The organism is Nitrospira sp. (assembly GCA_029194665.1).
Classification (GTDB): domain Bacteria; phylum Nitrospirota; class Nitrospiria; order Nitrospirales; family Nitrospiraceae; genus Nitrospira_D.
On sequence record JARFXO010000001.1, the window covers coordinates 1,054,040 to 1,072,875 of the forward strand.

General features: G+C 54.7%; 24 protein-coding genes and 1 tRNA gene. 2 read left to right on the forward strand and 23 right to left on the reverse strand.

Going from position 1 to position 18,836, the window contains the following annotated elements:
* Positions 1-18: 18 nt before the first annotated feature.
* A complete protein-coding gene (locus P0119_05050; GenBank protein MDF0665430.1) occupies positions 19-528 on the reverse strand; it encodes a prepilin-type N-terminal cleavage/methylation domain-containing protein in 510 nt (169 codons plus the stop codon).
* A gap of 285 nt (positions 529-813) precedes the next feature.
* On the opposite strand from P0119_05050, the gene P0119_05055 reads away from it, so the two are divergent.
* Positions 814-1,134, forward strand: a complete 321-nt coding sequence (locus P0119_05055) for a PilZ domain-containing protein (protein ID MDF0665431.1) — start codon at positions 814-816, stop codon at positions 1,132-1,134.
* A gap of 8 nt (positions 1,135-1,142) precedes the next feature.
* Here P0119_05055 and P0119_05060 read toward each other — a convergent pair whose 3' ends face one another.
* From P0119_05060 to P0119_05085, 6 genes are all read right to left on the reverse strand, one after another.
* Positions 1,143-2,969 (reverse strand): GspE/PulE family protein, encoded by a 1,827-nt coding sequence (locus P0119_05060; protein MDF0665432.1) that lies wholly within the window; start codon positions 2,967-2,969, stop codon positions 1,143-1,145.
* A gap of 82 nt (positions 2,970-3,051) precedes the next feature.
* Entirely contained in the window at positions 3,052-4,524 is a 1,473-nt protein-coding gene (locus tag P0119_05065; GenBank protein MDF0665433.1) for a hypothetical protein, read from the reverse strand.
* A 10-nt stretch (positions 4,525-4,534) separates the two neighbouring features.
* Positions 4,535-5,293 (reverse strand): hypothetical protein, encoded by a 759-nt coding sequence (locus tag P0119_05070; GenBank protein MDF0665434.1) that lies wholly within the window; start codon positions 5,291-5,293, stop codon positions 4,535-4,537.
* Positions 5,290-5,775, reverse strand: coding sequence for a prepilin-type N-terminal cleavage/methylation domain-containing protein (locus P0119_05075; protein MDF0665435.1), 486 nt, complete (start codon positions 5,773-5,775; stop codon positions 5,290-5,292). The genes P0119_05070 and P0119_05075 overlap by 4 nt, the downstream gene beginning before the upstream one ends.
* An 8-nt stretch (positions 5,776-5,783) precedes the next feature.
* Positions 5,784-6,215 (reverse strand): hypothetical protein, encoded by a 432-nt coding sequence (locus P0119_05080; GenBank protein ID MDF0665436.1) that lies wholly within the window; start codon positions 6,213-6,215, stop codon positions 5,784-5,786.
* 286 nt (positions 6,216-6,501) lie between these two features.
* Positions 6,502-7,287, reverse strand: a complete 786-nt coding sequence (locus P0119_05085; GenBank protein ID MDF0665437.1) for a prepilin peptidase — start codon at positions 7,285-7,287, stop codon at positions 6,502-6,504.
* Between the two features lie 156 nt (positions 7,288-7,443).
* On the opposite strand from P0119_05085, the gene P0119_05090 reads away from it, so the two are divergent.
* Complete coding sequence (locus P0119_05090) at positions 7,444-7,722, forward strand: LuxR C-terminal-related transcriptional regulator (GenBank protein ID MDF0665438.1); 279 nt, start codon at positions 7,444-7,446, stop codon at positions 7,720-7,722.
* A 7-nt stretch (positions 7,723-7,729) separates the two neighbouring features.
* Here the strand turns inward: P0119_05090 and rlmB are convergent, their stop codons facing one another.
* The 16 genes from rlmB to P0119_05170 all read right to left on the reverse strand — a co-directional run bounded on the left by rlmB (position 7,730) and on the right by P0119_05170 (position 18,610).
* Positions 7,730-8,491 (reverse strand): 23S rRNA (guanosine(2251)-2'-O)-methyltransferase RlmB, encoded by a 762-nt coding sequence (gene rlmB, locus P0119_05095; protein MDF0665439.1) that lies wholly within the window; start codon positions 8,489-8,491, stop codon positions 7,730-7,732.
* Positions 8,466-9,947 carry a cysteine--tRNA ligase gene (gene cysS / locus P0119_05100; GenBank protein MDF0665440.1) on the reverse strand — a complete coding sequence of 494 codons (1,482 nt, stop codon included), beginning with the start codon at positions 9,945-9,947 and terminating at the stop codon, positions 8,466-8,468. Before cysS ends, rlmB begins: the two co-directional genes overlap by 26 nt.
* Positions 9,948-9,951: 4 nt before the next feature.
* Positions 9,952-10,590, reverse strand: coding sequence for a DedA family protein (locus tag P0119_05105; GenBank protein MDF0665441.1), 639 nt, complete (start codon positions 10,588-10,590; stop codon positions 9,952-9,954).
* Complete coding sequence (gene surE, locus P0119_05110; GenBank protein MDF0665442.1) at positions 10,590-11,402, reverse strand: 5'/3'-nucleotidase SurE; 813 nt, start codon at positions 11,400-11,402, stop codon at positions 10,590-10,592. The genes P0119_05105 and surE overlap by 1 nt, the downstream gene beginning before the upstream one ends.
* Before the next feature lie 95 nt (positions 11,403-11,497).
* Positions 11,498-11,574, reverse strand: a tRNA-Pro gene (locus P0119_05115).
* A 73-nt stretch (positions 11,575-11,647) separates the two neighbouring features.
* Complete coding sequence (locus tag P0119_05120; protein ID MDF0665443.1) at positions 11,648-11,998, reverse strand: MerR family transcriptional regulator; 351 nt, start codon at positions 11,996-11,998, stop codon at positions 11,648-11,650.
* 242 nt (positions 11,999-12,240) lie between these two features.
* On the reverse strand, positions 12,241-12,516 hold the full coding sequence (locus P0119_05125; protein ID MDF0665444.1) for an integration host factor subunit alpha: 276 nt from the start codon (positions 12,514-12,516) through the stop codon (positions 12,241-12,243).
* A 140-nt stretch (positions 12,517-12,656) separates the two neighbouring features.
* Positions 12,657-14,306, reverse strand: coding sequence for a citramalate synthase (cimA, locus tag P0119_05130; protein ID MDF0665445.1), 1,650 nt, complete (start codon positions 14,304-14,306; stop codon positions 12,657-12,659).
* Between the two features lie 283 nt (positions 14,307-14,589).
* Complete coding sequence (locus tag P0119_05135) at positions 14,590-15,198, reverse strand: hypothetical protein (protein MDF0665446.1); 609 nt, start codon at positions 15,196-15,198, stop codon at positions 14,590-14,592.
* An 83-nt stretch (positions 15,199-15,281) separates the two neighbouring features.
* Complete coding sequence (locus P0119_05140) at positions 15,282-15,866, reverse strand: DUF3365 domain-containing protein (protein ID MDF0665447.1); 585 nt, start codon at positions 15,864-15,866, stop codon at positions 15,282-15,284.
* Between the two features lie 268 nt (positions 15,867-16,134).
* Positions 16,135-16,578, reverse strand: a complete 444-nt coding sequence (locus tag P0119_05145; GenBank protein ID MDF0665448.1) for a CBS domain-containing protein — start codon at positions 16,576-16,578, stop codon at positions 16,135-16,137.
* Between the two features lie 377 nt (positions 16,579-16,955).
* Complete coding sequence (locus P0119_05150; GenBank protein ID MDF0665449.1) at positions 16,956-17,492, reverse strand: cytochrome c; 537 nt, start codon at positions 17,490-17,492, stop codon at positions 16,956-16,958.
* Positions 17,493-17,520: 28 nt separating this feature from the next.
* Positions 17,521-17,880, reverse strand: a complete 360-nt coding sequence (locus P0119_05155) for a DsrE family protein (protein ID MDF0665450.1) — start codon at positions 17,878-17,880, stop codon at positions 17,521-17,523.
* A gap of 29 nt (positions 17,881-17,909) precedes the next feature.
* The gene (locus P0119_05160) at positions 17,910-18,173 is read right to left on the reverse strand and encodes a Dyp-type peroxidase (GenBank protein ID MDF0665451.1); all 264 of its coding nucleotides are present in this window, start codon (positions 18,171-18,173) and stop codon (positions 17,910-17,912) included.
* Positions 18,157-18,324, reverse strand: coding sequence for a hypothetical protein (locus P0119_05165; GenBank protein ID MDF0665452.1), 168 nt, complete (start codon positions 18,322-18,324; stop codon positions 18,157-18,159). Before P0119_05165 ends, P0119_05160 begins: the two co-directional genes overlap by 17 nt.
* A 67-nt stretch (positions 18,325-18,391) precedes the next feature.
* Entirely contained in the window at positions 18,392-18,610 is a 219-nt protein-coding gene (locus tag P0119_05170; GenBank protein ID MDF0665453.1) for a DUF2892 domain-containing protein, read from the reverse strand.
* Between the last annotated feature and the right edge of the window lie 226 nt (positions 18,611-18,836).

The following is an 18,836-nucleotide window of genomic DNA, read 5'->3' on the forward strand; positions in this document are numbered from 1 at the left end:
CACATTCACCTGCCTTCTCTACTGGTTCTGAATACAAGGAGTAATCTGTACACTGCACCATGTGACTTTGCCTGAGGGAGCCAACGAGATCGAATAGATCAAAGTAGGGTCTCGAACGCTTTGCAGCTGTATCGTCACAGGCTGCCCAGAGATCGTGCTTAATCCTCTCGGCGTAAAGCCAATCGGCGTAGCCGGCAGCGGCAGAACAAAGGTCACGTTGAGCGGCAATGTTTCGACACCCAGAGGGGCCGTGAATGTAACTTGACTCTGGGAGCCCGGGACATTGGCGGGTGTCGCCACAATCATGGCGTTGCGGCTGATGGCCGACGAGCGAGCAAACACAAGTCTATTATAGAGGCTCGTAGTCGTCTGATAGAGTTCGTGGCGAGCGTACATCATCGTGAAATTAGGAACAGCTAATGCAGCGCTTATCCCTATAATCGCGACAACGATCATGATCTCCAGCAGGGTGAACCCTTGCTGATCGTTCAGCAGTCGTCTGTCGCGTATTGCTTGCCGAACCAACATGGCTTCTCCTCATCGAGCAAAGGGCATGCCGCTCTGAGCACCGCTGCTCCATCGCGTAACCCCTTGATGTGATGGTATTCTCACGCTACCGAACCCAAGTAAATGCGGTCATTTTTCGTGCTCAGCAGGGACAATTTTCCGCTGGGACGTTGTACGGTTTTTGTACACGGAGCGGTTGTGTAGCGTTCAGAATGCTTGAACAATCGCTCCGGCAGATGACAGAGAGTTATGACAACAGACGTATGATCGGGTAGGATTCAACCTGGAGAGGTGAAAAGGAATCGTATGAAACAAGATTCTCGCAAGGTCCAGCGGTTCGCCGTCCAGCTTCCTTGCAAATTTGGGAGCGATAAGGACAAGTTGAACGGAATGGTCTTAAACCTTTCAGCACAGGGATGTGCCATGCTGGCGGAGCAACTTCCGTCCGTATCGACCTACATTTCTCTGGAGATCGATCTCTTGAACGGCGAAGCTCCTGCCGACATTGAATTGGCTGGAGTTCGCTGGATATCCGGACAACGATGTGGGCTGGAGTTTATCCGCGTCTCACCCGAAATGTTGACGCGGTTACAGGCTTTCGTTTTGCTGCTGGAGAAGACGTCTTAACCTGAGCCTCACTTTATCGCCACAGCCCGGACCTGCCGATACGTCGTCAGACCTTTCAGGACTTTCTGGATGCCATTCTGCAACAAGGTGACCATACCATCCCGCATCGCCACGCTAAGTATTTCGGCCGTCCTCGCTCTAGCTTGGATCAGATTCTTAATCTCCTCCGATCCAACTAGGAGTTCATGTAGCGCCACCCTTCCCTTGAACCCACTGTGATTGCAAGCCTCGCAACCTCTTCCACGATAGAGAGCTAAATCGTCGGTGTAGGTCACTCCGAGCTTATCCCAATAACGCGCTCCATAGCCTTGCACGAGCTCGTCATACTCTTGCTGAGTCGGGCGGTAGCTTTCTTTGCACTGAGAGCAAATGCGCTTGCAGAGGCGCATCGCCAGCACCCCTAACATCGCGTCAGCAAAGTTGAACGAGTCGCAACCCATGTCCAGCAATCGAGTGACGGTTTCTACCGCGCTGTTCGTATGAAGCGTGCTCATCACCAGATGACCGGTGAGCGAAGCTTCTATCGCGACATCGGCCGTTTCTTTGTCACGCATCTCCCCGATCATGATCACGTCCGGATCGGCACGAAGGAAGGCACGCATCGCTGCAGCAAACGTAAATCCGATTTTCGGATGGACCTGAACCTGTCTCAAACCTTCTTGCGTGATCTCGATGGGGTCCTCTGCAGTCCAAATCTTTCGCTCGTCGGTATTGATGTCCTTCATGACGGCATGCAGGGTGGTGGTTTTCCCTGAGCCAGTCGGACCCACGCACAGGAATATGCCATGCGGACGTTCGGACAATTCTTTAACCATCTGCAGAACGTCTTGGGAAAAGTCCATGGCCTCTAAAGGCATGGTTTCCTTTGCCGTTAGGAGACGCAGCACCACATCTTCGTTGTTCCCTGCTGTAGGCAATGTAGCTACCCGCAATTCGATTTCACGATCCTTCGCCAATTTGTAGCGGATTTTGCCGTCCTGAGGCTTCCGTCGTTCGGCTATATCGAGGTTGGCCATGATCTTCAACCGCGAAACAATGGCGCGCCGATAGACTGCAGGAATATGCATGTAGGTAAAACAGGTCCCATCGACCCGGAACCGTACTGCCGTCTCCTTGCGATCAGAATAGGGCTCAATATGGACATCCGAGGCGCCTAATCGATACGCCTCGGCAATCACCTGGTTCGCGAGACGCACGATGGCCGAATCGTTTTCATCGATCTCTCCGGGCTCGGCGTCCCCGTTCCGTTCGAGGCCCGCTTCATCGACGAGTTCTCCAAGAATCTCGGTTATCGATCCCCCGTTGGCCTGCCCTGTTGCGACAAGGAGATATTGTTCGATATCCCGCCGAAGCCCGACGGAAAATCGTATCGTCGTCCCAGGGAACGCGCGTCGTATATCGAGGCCCTTCTCCAGATCGTGCGGGTCATTGATGACAATGTCGAGGATAGTCCCCTGTCGTTTCAACGGAATCCAGGCACTCCTTCTGAGATAATCGAAACTGAGATTCTTCAAAAGCTCCGGGTCGATGACGGTTCGCTCATCATAGGAGACGTAGGGGCATTGGTAAAACTCGCCGAGCGCGGACCCGAGTGCGGACTTCGGCACACGATACTTATCGAGCAAGAGGGTTTCTAGATCAATTTCCCGCGACAGAGATTCTTCTATTGCTGCATCGAGGTCGGTCTGTTTGATAAGCCCCCGATAGGCGATGCAGTCTAGAAGACTGCGTCCCATCGTCATCTTACGAGATTGTTTGGCCATCGACGACTTCTTCAGACTGGGTACCGCGAGGATCTGCCGTTTCTGATGTCTTTCAACGCCTTGCGTGATCATTCTATCTCATCCTTTCTCATCGACAATAGGAAGTCGTTTTTATGTGGCGTTCTTCTTCACACGTTCGATCTTCGACTATGGTTCAATATCGTGCCATCCAGGTACCAGGAGCACCATAGACCACGGGCAACCCACGATATAACCCTTGACCGAGATCGTGGTCATACCACACCTCCAATCTGCCTCCTGAACTGGCTGAGGTAATTGTCCCATCCGCTGCCACCGCTCCATATAACCTGACTCGTCCGGCTACCGTAATATCCCCACTTGCGTGGAGTACTCCATTGAAATGCATGTGCGCAAGTTGAACGGGCATCCGAGCGACATCCTTACCTTGGTCTGTTGGTGGAGGACTCAATACCCAGATCGACTGTCCTGCTCCACTGGGAGGCGCAAGCACAACGTGGCCTTGCACGATCGCCATGCCCTCAAAGTACGGCACCTGTAATTTGACAACCCCGAGATTGTCCGGACGGGGAGCCGTCTGATCGAGCGTGTCGATGAATATCAGCCCAAGCTGATCGCCACTTCCTTGTGACCGAAATACCTCGTCCGCCGAAATTCCGTGTCCTGGTTCTACAAAACCTTGTGGATAGAGCAGACCTGCTCGATCAATCGCGAAGTACCGGCCGAATCTTTTTGCCACCCGCTTTATGTCTTCATAAGGCCATTGATCGAGGCGAACTCCCGGAATCGGATTCTGGGCCGTGTGAAGGTTATTAGAGAAACTAGGAGTCTGTCCCACAGGTGCCTGCGTAACTTGAACCGTTCCCCCCACCCATCCTTCCATCCACCGATCTGCTGGTTGCGCCATTTCGTCATAGGCCTGCCCTGTTACCGGAGCAAGCGTACTCTTCAGCGGGATCTCATCAGCCCGTGTGAGAACCAGATCGCCTCCTACCTTTAACTCACCCCAATGCGCAGAGACCGGTGATTCGCTTCCTGGCTGGAACCGACCAAGATGCTGCCCCACTTGCACAGCGGCTCGTAACGGCGGCAACTCCAGCGCGCCCAATTGCATGAGTATCGATTGCCTGACTGGAGGATTGGTATTGGTTGCAACCGTAGCGTCGATGGTGCACAGGAGACCAGGTTTGGACGGCGCGTAGACTTTGAGTTCTTCCACCTGCCCTAGATGTGTCAATGAGCGAAACATGCCGGTCTCTGAATCGTTCAACAGTTGATTGTCTGAGGGATTGCCAGTTTGGAGTCGTACATCCGGCTGCTCCGCCGTACCGACGAATTGCGAGCGACCGGACGCATCGAAAAAGGTTGGCGCTCCGCCTTCATCGCGATGTCTTTTTTCACGAAGAGACGAAAGTTGAGATACGCCCGCAGTTGTCTCGGGGCTGTGAAACCAAGCCACCACCAATTCGCCCGCCGCATCGGCCAGTTGCTGGGCAACCACCGAATGGCCAGCTAGCCCAGCACTGACGGTTTCTTGTCCTGCCAGATTGAGAAGTGTCGCACCCAGCAGCGATAGTATGAGCGCGACGACCATGGCTCCCAGAAGTGCAATTCCCTGTTGACGATCATTGATCCTTGAATACAACATGTCTTCACTCCTATGATCGAAGGCATACCTCCCGCACCATACGATGCAGGGATTGATTCGACTCGATTTCAAGCACGACTCGCCTCACGAGCGAGGGCTGCTGCGTCGCATGACCATGCTCGTCCCAATACGAAAAATGAAGATCTGCTAAGCCCTCGATGAGAGTATTCGCTCCTCCATCGACCATCCGCATCAGCTTCATCGTTCCGTCATCCTCTCGCTTGGTGTAATAGCCCACCCGATTGCTCACTTCTACCGAGGCACCAGCGGGAAACGACAAGGCTACCGGTTCAGTTAGAGTCAGCTGATACCGTTGCCCTGAACGGGAGAGTTGATGCGCTTCACAGGCTTGGTGCCCACAAATGATTACGGTCTTCGCCTCACTCCATCCACTACCGTCCTGCACTGCAATGACTGATTGGCCCGGCGCAACCGCACCGGTGGTGACCGTTCGATGGGCGCTGACATTGGCATGAAACCGAACTTCGTCCGGAGTCGCCGAGACGATAGAATCAGCCACCGCTAATCGAACTTCTTGTTCGAATACCTCTAACCCCAGGCGAAGGTCTTGCTGATGTCTCAGATCATGGTGCTGTTTGCCCACATGGGACTGCGCGACATTCAGCGCATTCAACGCGGCGGCCAATACGATCGCTCCTGCCGTCAAACTAATCATCACTTCGGTCAGACAAACAGCGCGCTCCTCGAACATCACGTTGATCGATCTCCGGTGCTGCTCGTGAGATTTGGCCATTTCTCTTTGGTTCATCGTTGTCCCACAAAGTTGGGATTGGCTCGAATGGTTGCCACCTGTACTTCCCGCTTGTGCCCGTTGAGCCCGACATAGGACGCGACTGCCCGAATCATCACCTGAGCGGCCGAGCCCAGCGGTCCTGGGCGTTCTGTTTCGATCATCCACACGACTGTCACTCCGTCACGTTCATACCGGGCTGTGTAGATCCCATCACCCGCAGTTATGTCGGCCCCTTGGCCGTCATCCGCCATGAACGTTTCCGGGGTGCCATCGTGATCGAGATCATCTTCCAGAAGGGACTGCCAATGAGCGGACCGCTTCGCTTCCAACCTTGCCTGGGCCAACTCGATCGCCTTACTGGTTAAGGCTCCCTGCTGGACGTGCCTAGCGGAAATTTCCACTGCAGCGAGAGTACCCACCAGCGCCACTCCTGAAATCACCATTGCCACCATCACTTCGATCAAACTGAAACCATCATTCTTGATCGCATTCTTCATCGTTCGACTCATAGGATCGATACCCGACCCGTGATACTCACGGTGAGCTGCTGGGTCTGCCCTTCCAAGCTGTGAAGTTGAATCGTCGTGGCACTGGCCGAGCGTCCGCTTGGATGGAAGAGGATCTCCGGCCCGGCGCTTGGCTCTTCGATAACAATCCCTTTTCCCCCATAGTGATAGGCGTGATGCGTGGTGGCGTTGTTGATGAACTCAGTAGTAAGGACTTGTTGATCCAGGTCGACGACGATTCGAACGCGATCCCGATAGGTCATCGCCAGCTGCCGAGCACCACGCAGTTCCGAAGCAAGTTCCTCGGTCGTACAACGAAGCTGATTGCGGGTGTTGAGGATCGAATAGTTGGGAACCGCCATTGGGGCGACCATCCCTATGATCGCGACGACCACCATGAGCTCCGTCAATGTCTTACCTTCTTGCTTCATATCCTTCTCATCATCCCGTGCCGATTAGGTAATCCGACGCTATGTCAAGACTCGTGCCAGTCATCGTTAAATCATTTAGAAGTTATGTGCTTACCGAACAACTGTTGGATGAAGATCCCTAAGCCATTGAATCGATAGGGTCACAATGAGATGGACCTGGGATGACCTCGAAGGGATGCCGTCTATCAGGGAAGCGAGAAACGCAGATGGCAGTAGTACCGCAAGAGATACAGTTGTTGACTGAAGAGATACAGTACGAAAGGGTGGGAATCGGCCAGGGGAGCCGTTATCCGGCCAAGATCCCCTGATACCAATCAAGGATCGATTGGCCAAAGAATAATGCCACCAGCGCACCGCAAACCAGAAACGGACCGAAGGGAATGTAATCCTCGCGTTTGATCACCTGTGTGGCAAGAAGGGTAAGCCCCACGAGTGATCCCAGGAACGACCCTACCATGATGGTCATCAGCGCGGGTTTCCATCCCAGAAACGCCCCGATCATCGCCAGCAGTTTGATGTCCCCCCCACCCATCCCCTCCTTACCAAAAAGATAGGGACTGGCCCAGGCCAGAAGCCACAGAATTCCTCCGCCGACGAGAACCCCCAGCATGCCCCCCAGGAACCCGAGAGGTAAGACAATGGTGGCGCAGACGAGGCCTACAATGATCCCTGGAAACGTCACGACATTGGGGATGATCTTATGCGAAAGATCGGTCCCAGCTACCACGAGGAGAGCTGAATAGAGCAGGCCGTACGCCACAGCAACCCAGCTTGGGCCGAAAAACCAAATGAGCCCTACATAACCAGAGGCATTCAGGATCTCCACCAAGGGATAGCGGAAGGGAATGCGCTGGGTACAATGCCTACAACGTCCAGCCAATATGAAGTAACTCAGAATGGGAATGTTATCGTACCAAGCAATGGAATGAGAGCATCTCGGGCAATGGGAGCCTGGCCATACGATCGACTCCCGCCGTGGCAGGCGGTAGATACAGACATTGAGAAAGCTACCGATGAGTGCGCCGAAAAGACCGGCCATCGGCAGCCACAATAGAACCTTGCTCTCATGCATAATTGCTCAGAGTCATTACCCTACCCAGCAACCCTACTAGGGCCGAAGTCCCGCATTTACTTTCTCGCCCATTCCTTCCATAATGACCTAGTGGGTTATACGATCTCACACCGAGTATACCTGAAACGTACACCTGTCAAAGGAGAACTCAGCATCATGGCCAAAGCAATTGGGAAGCCGCGACCTCGGAAATCGTTAGCCGATCTTGAACCTCCTCCCCGCACAAAACGGCCTGAGTCGCTTACGTCACGCGAGCAGGAAATTTTGGAGCTGATCTGGGCTGGATTTAAGAACAAGGAAATTGGTCACCGGTTGAAGATCAGCGTCAAGACCGTCGAAGCCCACCGCGCCAATATGATGAAGAAAATGCGCGTGTCGAATACGGCTCAACTGCTGAAAACCGCCATCCAGGGCGGTGCGCTGAGGGTCAGGTAACATCATCCTAGGTCGGACGACGCTGACGAACCGCCTCAAACAGGACTATTGCGGCAGCGGCCGACACATTCAGCGATTGGACATGGCCCCTCAGAGGAATGCGGACACGGTCATCGCAATGTTGCAGGACGCCAGGCCTGATGCCCGTTCCCTCCCCTCCAAGGACCAGCCCGACCGCTTCTCGTAGGTCGATGTCCGTATATATCTTATTCGCTGACGGTGTCACTCCGTAGAGCCATACTCCAGCTGCTTTCAACGACTCGATCGATCTGCTCATGTTGGTCACGCGTGCAACGGGAATATGGTCGATCGCGCCGGCCGAAGCCTTGGCAACCACGGATGTAAGTCCGGCGGCCCGTCGTTCAGGGACAAATACGCCGTGGGCACCAGCCCCCTCCGCCGTGCGCAGCACGGCGCCGAGATTGTGTGGGTCTTCGACTCCATCCAAGACTACCAAGAGTGGCGCTTCATGCCTTTCGGCAGCTCGAGCGAGGATCGACTCCTCCGTCTGATAGGCCTTTGCTGAGGTAAAGGCCACCACCCCTTGATGCTTGCCGTTGGGAACCAGACGGTCGAGGGAGGTCAGGGGCTGAACATGAATCGGAACATGGCGTGATCGAGCCAGTTGCACTAGGTCGGTGAACTGTTTAGCGGTCCGAAGGACCAATATACGCTGCAATGGTCTGTTTCCGGCTTTCAGCGCTTCCCGTACGGCATGGAGGCCGTAGAGAATTTCTTGCGCCTTAGCGCTTCCACCGGGTCGTGCCATCTGGCTTGTCCTCGATGATGATGCCTTGCGAGTGAAGCTCTGTTCTGATTTCGTCGGCTCGTTTGAAGTCTTTTCGCCTCTTAGCTTCGATACGATCGTCAAGTTTCTGCTTAATCTCAGGCTCGGAGAGCATCGTGGCTGTAAAACTGAGGGTCGTTTTGGCTGATGGTTCTCGCGCAGGATAGCTTATTGCCTGTCTGGGATTGAACTGCCAACGGTCCAACTGAAGCAACCCCAGCACATTGCCGATCGATCGAAACTCCTGTCTGGCTTGCTTGCGTCCTTCGGTTAGCAAGCCTTTCTCGAGTATCTTATTCGCATCGCTGCGCAGTCCCTGCAACGCCGCCATCGCGGCCGGGGTGTTGAGATCGTCATCCATCGCCCGGACGAATGATGCCCTGGCCTGCTCGATCGCAGCCGTGAGAGAAGCGCCATCGCCTCCTACCGATTCGCCCGGCTCATTCAACCGGTTGAACAGATCATAGAAGCCGTTCAACGCATTCTTGGCTTCTGTCAATGCCTGGTCCGAAAAATCCAGCGGCCCATGGTAGTGCGTCGAAAGGAGAAAGTATCGAAGAATTTCACCTGTGATGGCTTCCGGCCAGTCCGACTTCTCAAAGATCTCTCGGATCGTGAAAAAGTTCCCCAGAGACTTGGACATCTTCTCTTTGTTGATCTGAACGAACCCATTGTGAACCCAATAGCGCGCAAATTCTTTTCCCGTCGCTCCGCACGATTGCGCGATCTCGTTCTCGTGGTGGGGAAAAATCAAATCCATTCCACCGCCGTGAATATCGAATGTTTCACCGAGGTGTCGGATCGACATGGCGGAACACTCGATATGCCAGCCCGGACGCCCTAGTCCCCAGGAGCTTTCCCATGCCGGCTCGCCCGGCTTACTGCTCTTCCACAGGGCAAAGTCCATGGGATGACGCTTTCGTTCATCCACGTCCACACGAGCGCCGGCTTGCAAGTCATCGAGTCGTCGTTTTGATAGCCTTCCGTATTCCGGATATTTCGAGACTTCAAAATACACGTCCCCATTCACTACGTACGCCAGCCCTTTCCCGATCAATCGTTCTGTCAGCTGAATAATATCGGCAATGTGCTCCGTGGCTTTTGGCTCTTCCGTCGCAGCTCGGATTCCCAGCCTACCCATATCGTCATGGTAGGCCTGAATGAACTTGGCCGTCACAGCACCACAAGAGACGCCCTGTTCATTCGCCCGCTTAATGATCTTGTCGTCCACATCCGTGAAGTTCTTCACGAAGGTCACAGCGTAGCCACTGTATTCCAGGTACCGCCGGAGCACATCGAATACCAACGCGCTACGGGCATGACCGATGTGGCAATAGTCATAGACCGTCACACCGCACACGTACATACGTACTTTCTGCGGTTCAATCGGCTCGAACACTTCTTGCCGGCCAGTCAGCGTATTGAACAGCTTAAGCATGTGTTTACGCTTCCGGACTCGTTCGTCGCCTTGGCCAGTGAGACCAGAGAAAGTACCCAATGGCTGCAGCCAGGACAAGTCCGATGACGATGTCAAATTGATGAAAGTAATCCCGAAGATGTTCCCACTGTTCACCCATACGAAGGCCGATATAGGCCAACAGATAGCACCAGGGCAGCGCCCCTACAAATGTGAAGACAACAAACCGTGGGAAGTTCATCCTCGCAATGCCGGCCGGAAGCGATATGAACGTCCGCACCACCGGAAGCATTCTGCCGAAAAAGACAGCCGCCTCTCCATATTTGGCGAACCAGCGATCGGCAATATCTAAATCGTGTTGCGAGAGCAGGAAATACGCTCCATAGCGCTCCGCAAATGGTCGCCCCCCCCAGACACCAGCATAGTAGGCTACAATCGAACCGAGCACATTGCCGACCGCGCCGGCCAACGTGACCCCGAGCATCGTAAACTGTCCGGTCACGACCAGATAGCCTGAAAACGGCATGATAATTTCACTGGGAAGCGGAATGCAGGCGCTTTCGACGGCCATCGTGAAGAGGATCCCGCCATAGCCGAACCTGGAAATGCAGGCAATGATGAATCGACTCAGCTCGCTGATGATGGTTTCGATCAGTCCTCCCATCACGTCCCTAACCGCCCGGTGCGGCCGATCGCTGCTCGATCGGTTGAAGACTTCTTGACACCCCTGGCAATGATCGGCACCCACTCGCGGAATTGATCCAGCACGCCATGGTGCGTCGTATCCAGCCGGATCGGCGTGATGGAGACAAAGCCTTCTTCGATCGCCTCGTGATCAGCATCTTTGCTGCGACTCCAGGATATCCGCTCGCCGGCAATCCAATAATATTTACGTCCGCGCGGATCGAGCTTCTCGATGATCGGATTATGAAACCGCCTTCGGCTGAGACAGGTAACCCGCACGCCGCTAATTCCGCGTTGCGGGCGATTTGGGATATTCACGTTCACGAGCGTCTCCTCCGGCAGACCCTGACCAAGGACAAGGCGGACCACACGTACCGCATAGGTCGTGCCAACGCCGAAGCGAAATGTCTCCACTCCTTCTTGGGATACCGCCACGGACGGTATTCCAAGGATAGTCCCTTCCATCGCCGCCGACACGGTGCCCGAGTACATCACATCATCGCCGAGGTTGACCCCTTTGTTGATGCCGGACACGACGATCGCGGGCGGTTGTGGCATGACCTTGAGCAGCGCAAGATTCACACAATCCACAGGGGTTCCATTCACGGCATATGTGCGTGGACTCAGTTCATGGACCCGCAACGGCTTGTGTAATGTCACGGCGTGAGCCACTGCCGTGCGCTCCCGATCCGGGGCGACAATCCAGACTTCACCGATCGCAGCAAGCGCCTTCGCCAATGTCGTGATCCCCGGCGAGTGGATACCGTCGTCGTTAGTCACGAGGATACGCATGATCAGCCTTCAGCAGAAAGAGCTGCGCGTGGCAGGTCTTTGGATCAAGACCGAGCCGGTGGATACAGCCGCTCAGTCCTCATCACTGTGGAAATTGGTCGGGGCGGCGGGATTTGAACCCACGACCACTCGCACCCCAAGCGAGTGCGCTACCGGGCTGCGCTACGCCCCGACACGTTCTTAACTCCGTAGGTACCCATCCTGGCAGATGAGCGTGCGACCGTCTTCGGTGAACTGCCCTTTACTCACAATGAATGGGCGTCAATAATCTTGAGAATCACTTGGAGATCGCCCCTCAACTTTTTGGCGACCTCCTGCGGGCGCAGCCGACGTGAAGCAGCCTGGCCACGACGGACCCAATATCGCTTGACGCCCTCAAGGGTATGCCCCTCCTCATAGAGCATGCGCTTGATTTCCAGCACAGTTTCGACATCCCGTTGAATATAGAGGCGTTGGTTCCCTCGACTCTTTTTGGGGTTCAAAAAAGTGAATTGAGATTCCCAGAAACGAAGGACATACGCGGGAAGCTTTGTCAATCGACTCACTTCGCCGATTTTATAGAAAACCTTGCTCCCCAGCCTGGGTTCAGTTCCCATGACCGGCCTCACACTGTTCCTTGCCGTTTGTCGACTGAGCCGAGCTGGTTGTTGACCTGTCTATTTTGTTTACGCAGGAAGATCAAAAATGCCACCCGCAAGGCCGCAGCGAGCGAGCAGCCGCGCTGTGGACTGTCATCACCCGCCCACCCATCGCCTGTGTGAACAGGCGTTTGCTCAGGCTGTACGGTGCGGCTTTGAGCGATACGAGAACGAAGCGGGCGGTTATGTCCAGCATCCTGCTATGAATTGACGTATTTCTTGAATACCTGGCTCGGACGAAACGTCACCACTCGACGGGGGGTAATACCGATTTCTTCTCCAGTTCGAGGATTTCGTCCTTTACGGGCTCCCTTGCTACGGACAACAAAATTTCCAAACCCAGCGATTTTGACCGATTCGCCCTTCTGCAAGACGGACTTCAGCAAATTCAGCACAAACTCAACGATGTCAGCTGCTTCATTTTTTGAGATGCCGACTTGCTTGAAAATTTCGTCACCGATATCCGCCTTTCTCATGCCACCCCCCTACGTGACCACTGCAACCCGCCGCGTTTCAGCCTGACGGGCTCCTCTCGCAATGCGATGAGTTTTGCTTAAGTTACGTGAGGTTATGAGACCTGTCAAGAATTAATTTGGTGAATGTTTGCGAAAATGCTCTAGCCCTTGGCGAGAAGCTTGTATTCAATACTGTCTACGAGTGCCTGCCAGGTCGCTTCGATGATGTTTTCTGAGACCCCCACGGTCCCCCACTTGTCCTTGTGGTCTCCTGATTCGATCAGCACACGCACTTTTGATTCGGTCCCTCGATTGGCGGCCAGCACGCGCACCTTATAGTCAAGCAGCTTTACTTCTCGAAGCTGAGGGTAGAATTTTTCCAATGACTTACGCAGCGCATGGTCAAGTGCATTGACCGGTCCGGCCCCGACAGCCGCCGTATGTTCGATGGCCTCTCCCACCTTGACCATTACCGTCGCCTCAGAAAGAGGAGCTCCATTCTCCTGTTTTTTTTCAATGATGACTCGGAATCCAAGCAATTCAAACGAAGGCTTGTGGCTCCCCATCGCCTTCCGCATCAACAGTTCGAACGATCCTTCTGCACCTTCGAATTGATAGCCCTGGTTTTCACGGTCTTTCAGCGTATGTATCAGCTCGTCGACCTTGGAATGGTTCTTTGGAAGCTTGATTCCGTAAGCTTCGATCTTATCGAGCAGGCCGCTCCGTCCCCCATAATCCGAGATCAGCATCCGCTGTCGATTACCGACTTTGGTCGGATCGACATGCTCATAGGTAGCAGAATTCTTCAACACCGCATGAATATGGACTCCGCCTTTGTGAGCAAACGCAGCATCGCCGACATAGGGCTGATGCTTGTTCGGCATCAGATTTGCCACCTCGGTGACGAAACTCGAAACAGTTTTCAGATGGCTCAAGCGATCGGCCAAGGCAGGCCGCTTCATCTTCAACTCCAAATTGGGAATGATCGAACAAAGATTCGCGTTCCCACATCGCTCGCCGATCCCGTTGATCGTACCCTGCACCTGCACGATGCCGGTCTCGATCGCCATCAGTGAATTGGCCACCGCCATTTCGCAGTCATTATGAGCGTGAATTCCGAGCGGAATCGGGCATTCTCGTCGAACCACTCGGCAAATCTCTCCGATCTCCCACGGCATCGTTCCACCGTTAGTGTCACACAGGATCACTCGCTCAGCTCCGGCCTCTACCGCTTTTCTGATGGTGGTGAGCGCGTACTCGGGATTCGTCTTGTATCCGTCGAAGAAATGTTCCGCATCGTAGAACACCCGGCGTCCCTTCCCGTGAAGGTATGCGATGGAGTCCGCGATCAACTCCAGATTCTTAGCCAGCGAGATCCCGAGGGCATCCGTCACATGAAAGGACCAGGTTTTCCCGAACAGAGTGATCGTCTTCGTTTCGGCCCCGAGCAATGCCTGAAGATTGGGGTCCTTGCGGGCTGCATGGCTGGCTTTTCTGGTAGAGCCGAACGCGATGACCTCGGCATGTTTCAGTGGGATCGTCTTAATAATCCGGAAGAACTCAATGTCTTTCGGATTCGCTCCGGGCCAGCCGCCTTCAATAAAATGAACCCCAAGGCTATCCAACTTTTGGGCAATGAGCACTTTGTCTTCCGCTGAAAAACTGACATCCTCCGCCTGGGCACCATCACGCAGCGTCGTGTCGTAGATTTCCAACGACGCTGCGTGATCGGCAGACAGCTTTCGCTCAAGAACCGGCTGTTGCTCACTCGAAGCGCGGGAAGAGCCGGATGGTGAGGTTCTGCGAGCCATGGGAAGAAAGGGTATCAGGAGCGGGACTCTCCTGTCGAGACGTCAAGGTCCGGCAATTCGCGGCAGCCTGAGTCACTGGCGATCAGCCGAAATTCGTCAAGACGTCCCCCCGTGCTTGTGTGCATGATGGGATTAAAGGGAGCCAAACTTTGAATGTATCCTCGAAACTCTTGATCAGGCAGCCGATCCACCTATCCGTCCCACCCCTCAAATCCATTTTTTCCATAGCATCGACTCACCGGTGATGCAGGCTCCGTCGAGAACGGACATCGACGGTCGCTTGTCACTGTGGATGTTGATCCCCTCCACCGGATCCCCCACTCCCATGACCGCTACCACCCTGCCCGCTGCCTCCCATCATTCCACCTCCCATGCCCCCACGACCCATGCCGCCCATCATCCCTCCCATTCCACCTCCCTGCCGCGTATCGCTCTTCATTTGCTCGTGATGGGCACGGTCCTTTTCTCGTTGATCAGGAGTCAATAGGGCCATGGCGCTGCGCTTACTTTTGATCGCCTCGAATAAACAGGCCCCTTCCGCTTTTTTTAGTTGCTCGACTTTCGCCTGAATCGCATTGAGGTCGGCCTGCTCATCTTCCGCCAGCGCATGGAGTTCAAGTTTTGCCACCTTGACATCGGCTTCCAGCCGAGCTTCGGTTCGTCTGAAATCAAGCTGCAAGGCCTTGAGCTTGCCGATTTGTTCCGGCGTCAGCCCGATCTCCTTGGCATGTTTCAGCAGATGTTTCAGATAGTGCCCGCTATGGTCATCTTGGGCCTCCTGATCATGACCACCGTGCATCATCATTCCCTGGCCTTCGTCCGCAAGGCCCAGGAATGCGACCATCGCGATAATCACCGTCGCTCCCCTTAGCCCAACAATCCGCTTCGTCATAACCATCACCTCTCACGTTAGACAATCGGAGATCCTGTATCCGTGGTGTTAGGGCCTGTTCCTAGGCACCCAACACCCTCCACTCACTCAGATACCGGGATTGAAATCAGCACACCGCCCAGCACGTCGTTGAGCTTATAGTCACGCCTCGTGCTACGGGGGTCGGCGTTATGACAGGTCACACAACTTGGCGAAACGGCTTGGTCTGCGTAAACGGCTTGGAAGGATCGACCGCCGCCCTCCTTGACGAAGCCCTTGTACGGCTGCTCGGGATGAGCCATTACCGCCTCGAGTGCCTTCTGTTCAAACTCGGTTCGCGGGCCGCTCTGCTTGTTGATCGGATTGAGGCTGATCAACCGATAACGCACCTTGCTTCCCGTCAGCTCGGCCAAGCTCGAGGATTCCTGAATGAATTGAGCCGGCAGAGGAAGCGCGTTTTCCAAACGCCATTTCTCCGACGATTTGATCGCGCCCGTCCCCCGCATTCGCTCCACGACGTGGACTGTATAAAATGTCCTGTCGGCTGACAGGACTGAATAGATATAATCCGTCACGGTCGCCAATGGAACGCTCTCGGGCGATTCCTTCCCGGCGTTACCCGCTTCCCAACTGCCAAGCACACAGACCGTGACGCTCAAGGCTCCAACAAGCCATTTCCTTGTTGACATGACACCCTCCCTTCGACCGAACCTCATCCAGCTGGGAGACCGACACAACAAGATGATAAAAAATGGCGAATCCCTCTCCTCTCGCTTGTGGGACGGTGGAAGTTCTTCTCTTGAAGATTATCCCCTGCCCTCGCAGTTCTTTCATCTCAGACGTCACTAGCTCCCACCCTGCTTAAACCCTACCTCCAAGGGTTTCGCCAAGATGTGTAATGTCGTGCTCCATGTGAAGCGGTGCCGGCCCAGTCATGCGCACCCGCGACCCTCGCCCTCAGCCCGCATCGTCTTCGATGGATACTCCAAGTCCGATCCAGGCCCTTAAGAGATCGTGGCGAGTGATTGAGTACGCCACCTTCCCATTCTTCTTCACCGGCAAGCTCAAGAGTCGTTTGTCCTCCATGATTTTCACCGCATCATCGACACTCGTCTCCTCGGTCACGGCGATGTGCTCCTTCACCATCACCTCTTCGGCTGTTAACCGGTTGAGATCCTTTTTGGCTTCCAGCGCCCGAAGAATATCGAACTCACTGATGAAGCCGACGAAAACACCTTGTTCGTCAACGATCGGTGCACCGGGCGTATGAGTGGCCAGGAGTTCAACGGCAACTCCCATCGCATTTTGATCACGACGAAACACTAGGTCGTTCGTTGCACGCAACTGCCCGACGGTCTTGAACCCTCCCATAGGAACCCCTGGCCCGGTTAGCGTAGTCATTGCGCCTCCTCCTGATTGATGGCTGATAGAGCTGAATTCGTTGTTTGTACGAAAGCCTCTCTCTCCTCTAATGATTGAGAGCCGTCCTCCTCAACATTGGATTCAGAAAAATTGAGTACGATTCTGATACCGTCACCACAATGCAAGACATGTGCGATGGGTATTGAGTGAAACTGCGGCTGGGGAGAGCTAACCCAAGCGGTGGGAGACCGATGTGATGCAGGAATACCCAGAACGAAATGGTCAGGTGGGGAAAAACGCGACAAAAGAGTGTGATGGGCCGATGGCTTCTGAGCGCTTAGTCAGTGCTTCCAATGACCTCGTAATCGACCCTCGGTCAGGTGATGCATGCTTCGTTAAGAAACGGCCAAAGACTTTCACTCATCTATACCGTCTCTTCGCCCTTGATGTCCCCTGCCTTGCATCCCATCCATACCTTCACCCGGTCCCATGCCTCCTCTATGACCCCTCATGCCTGGTCCATGTCTCCGGGAAAAGGTCCGCTCATACTGAATGAGGGCCCAGATCTCTTCATCGGACAAGACCTGACCAAACCCGATCATCCCGGTGCCGGGCGAGCCATGTTTGATGACCCAGAAGACTTCTCCTTCCGTGCGATGCCGCCAAAACCCGTGGTGCTGAAAATTCCGAGGAGCGGGATTCAGTTTGGTGCCGGCAGGCCCTTTGCCGTCTCCGTTTGCTCCATGACAGGTGAAGCAGGTGCCCTTGCCGTTGTAAATCACCTTACCTTGCTCAATGACCTCGGGAGTATTCGACAAGGGGCTCCTGAGAGCCCTAGCTTCGGCCAGCTTATCGGCGGGCACTCTCGGCTGCATCATGTGCCGCTCTGCTGCAGCGGCGGGGATCGCAAAGACAACCACGACAACCAATAACAGGAACCGGCTCATCTTCATCACCCTGTTCCTCCATTCATTCCACAAATCAGAACATCACGTTCCGATCACGCTCGGCGACGGCTTTGACGTAATCCGGCATGCCTTTGATGGAAGCGCCGGCCACCAGATCTGCTACGCCAATTTGTCTGGCCACGGCACAGGCGCCACACACCCAGATCGGCACACCAGACGCCTGGATCGCGGCGAGTAGTTCTTTCAACGGAGTCAGGTTCACACCAGTTATGTGATCAGCCACGCCTTTCCTCCCCAACGTCACAGCTTCATTCCACAGCCACAGCACCACGTCATGTCCTTGTTCCTTGGCCGTCTTGGCTGCCATGAACGGCAAGGTTGCCATCGTGGGATCGTCTGTTCCTCGGCTGCCGGAAATGATGAAAGTCGCCATCGTCTAGTACTCCCTTCCTGTGTGGAATGTCATGGTTTGAGTGACGCTATCGTTTCCAGTGATGGCGCGAAGAATGTCGCGCCTGTGACGGCCCGGCTGAATTCCATTAATCGATCGTGTTTCCCATCGTCTGCCGTCCCCATCATGCGAGCCAACATCAGGTCGAAAATGTCGAGAGACTTCGTATAGGCGCCGAAGTTACGCCCCGCTGCATGGGCGGTTCCCCGACGAGAGCCGATCCCAGAGGCCGGAACCGATACCAAACGTGCGGAAGAGTCATGCCCTCGTCTCACGAATTGCGAGCGCCTTCGCCGTCGGGAGAATATCCCCTATTGCCTTGACCCATGCCGAGCGCTCGGCACCATGGCCGAATGTAAAGGTGAGAAAATAGGCATGAGGGCTCCCTGCCACAAGGACGTCGATTGCGATGTCGGCATCAGCCATTCCGTTCTACTCCGTCGTTCCTCAATCGCATCCGGCTGCATCCAGCTGTCGGCTCTTAGACTGGACCTCATTTCTTCACACCGGGCGCTGGAGAGCAGGTATTGATCCCCAACAGCGAGGACAGAGGGCAATATCCCACCACCCCGGTGAGCAGTAGTATAACCCCCACCGCAAGGGAGGCTCCTGCAACGGCGGTTGAAACCCCCGCAAAGAGGCCGATCATGATCGCCAGTAGTCCTGCTCCAATTCGAATTGGTCTCTCAATCCCTCCCACATTGCACTTCATTGCCACACCTCCTCGCTAAATCTGAGCGCTGTTGATTCGCCTGTCACGATGATATGAGACAACGCGCGCACATTGGATTCACCTTTATGGTTGTCCACGAGACTCAACCCCGAGCGTGCGCACATAAGCCAAGACCTCCCACATCTCTTCATCAGGGAGGCTGTATTTCCACGCACCCAGGGCAGTATTCGGTTTGCCTTCATGAATGCGTCGGGACAACGTGCCG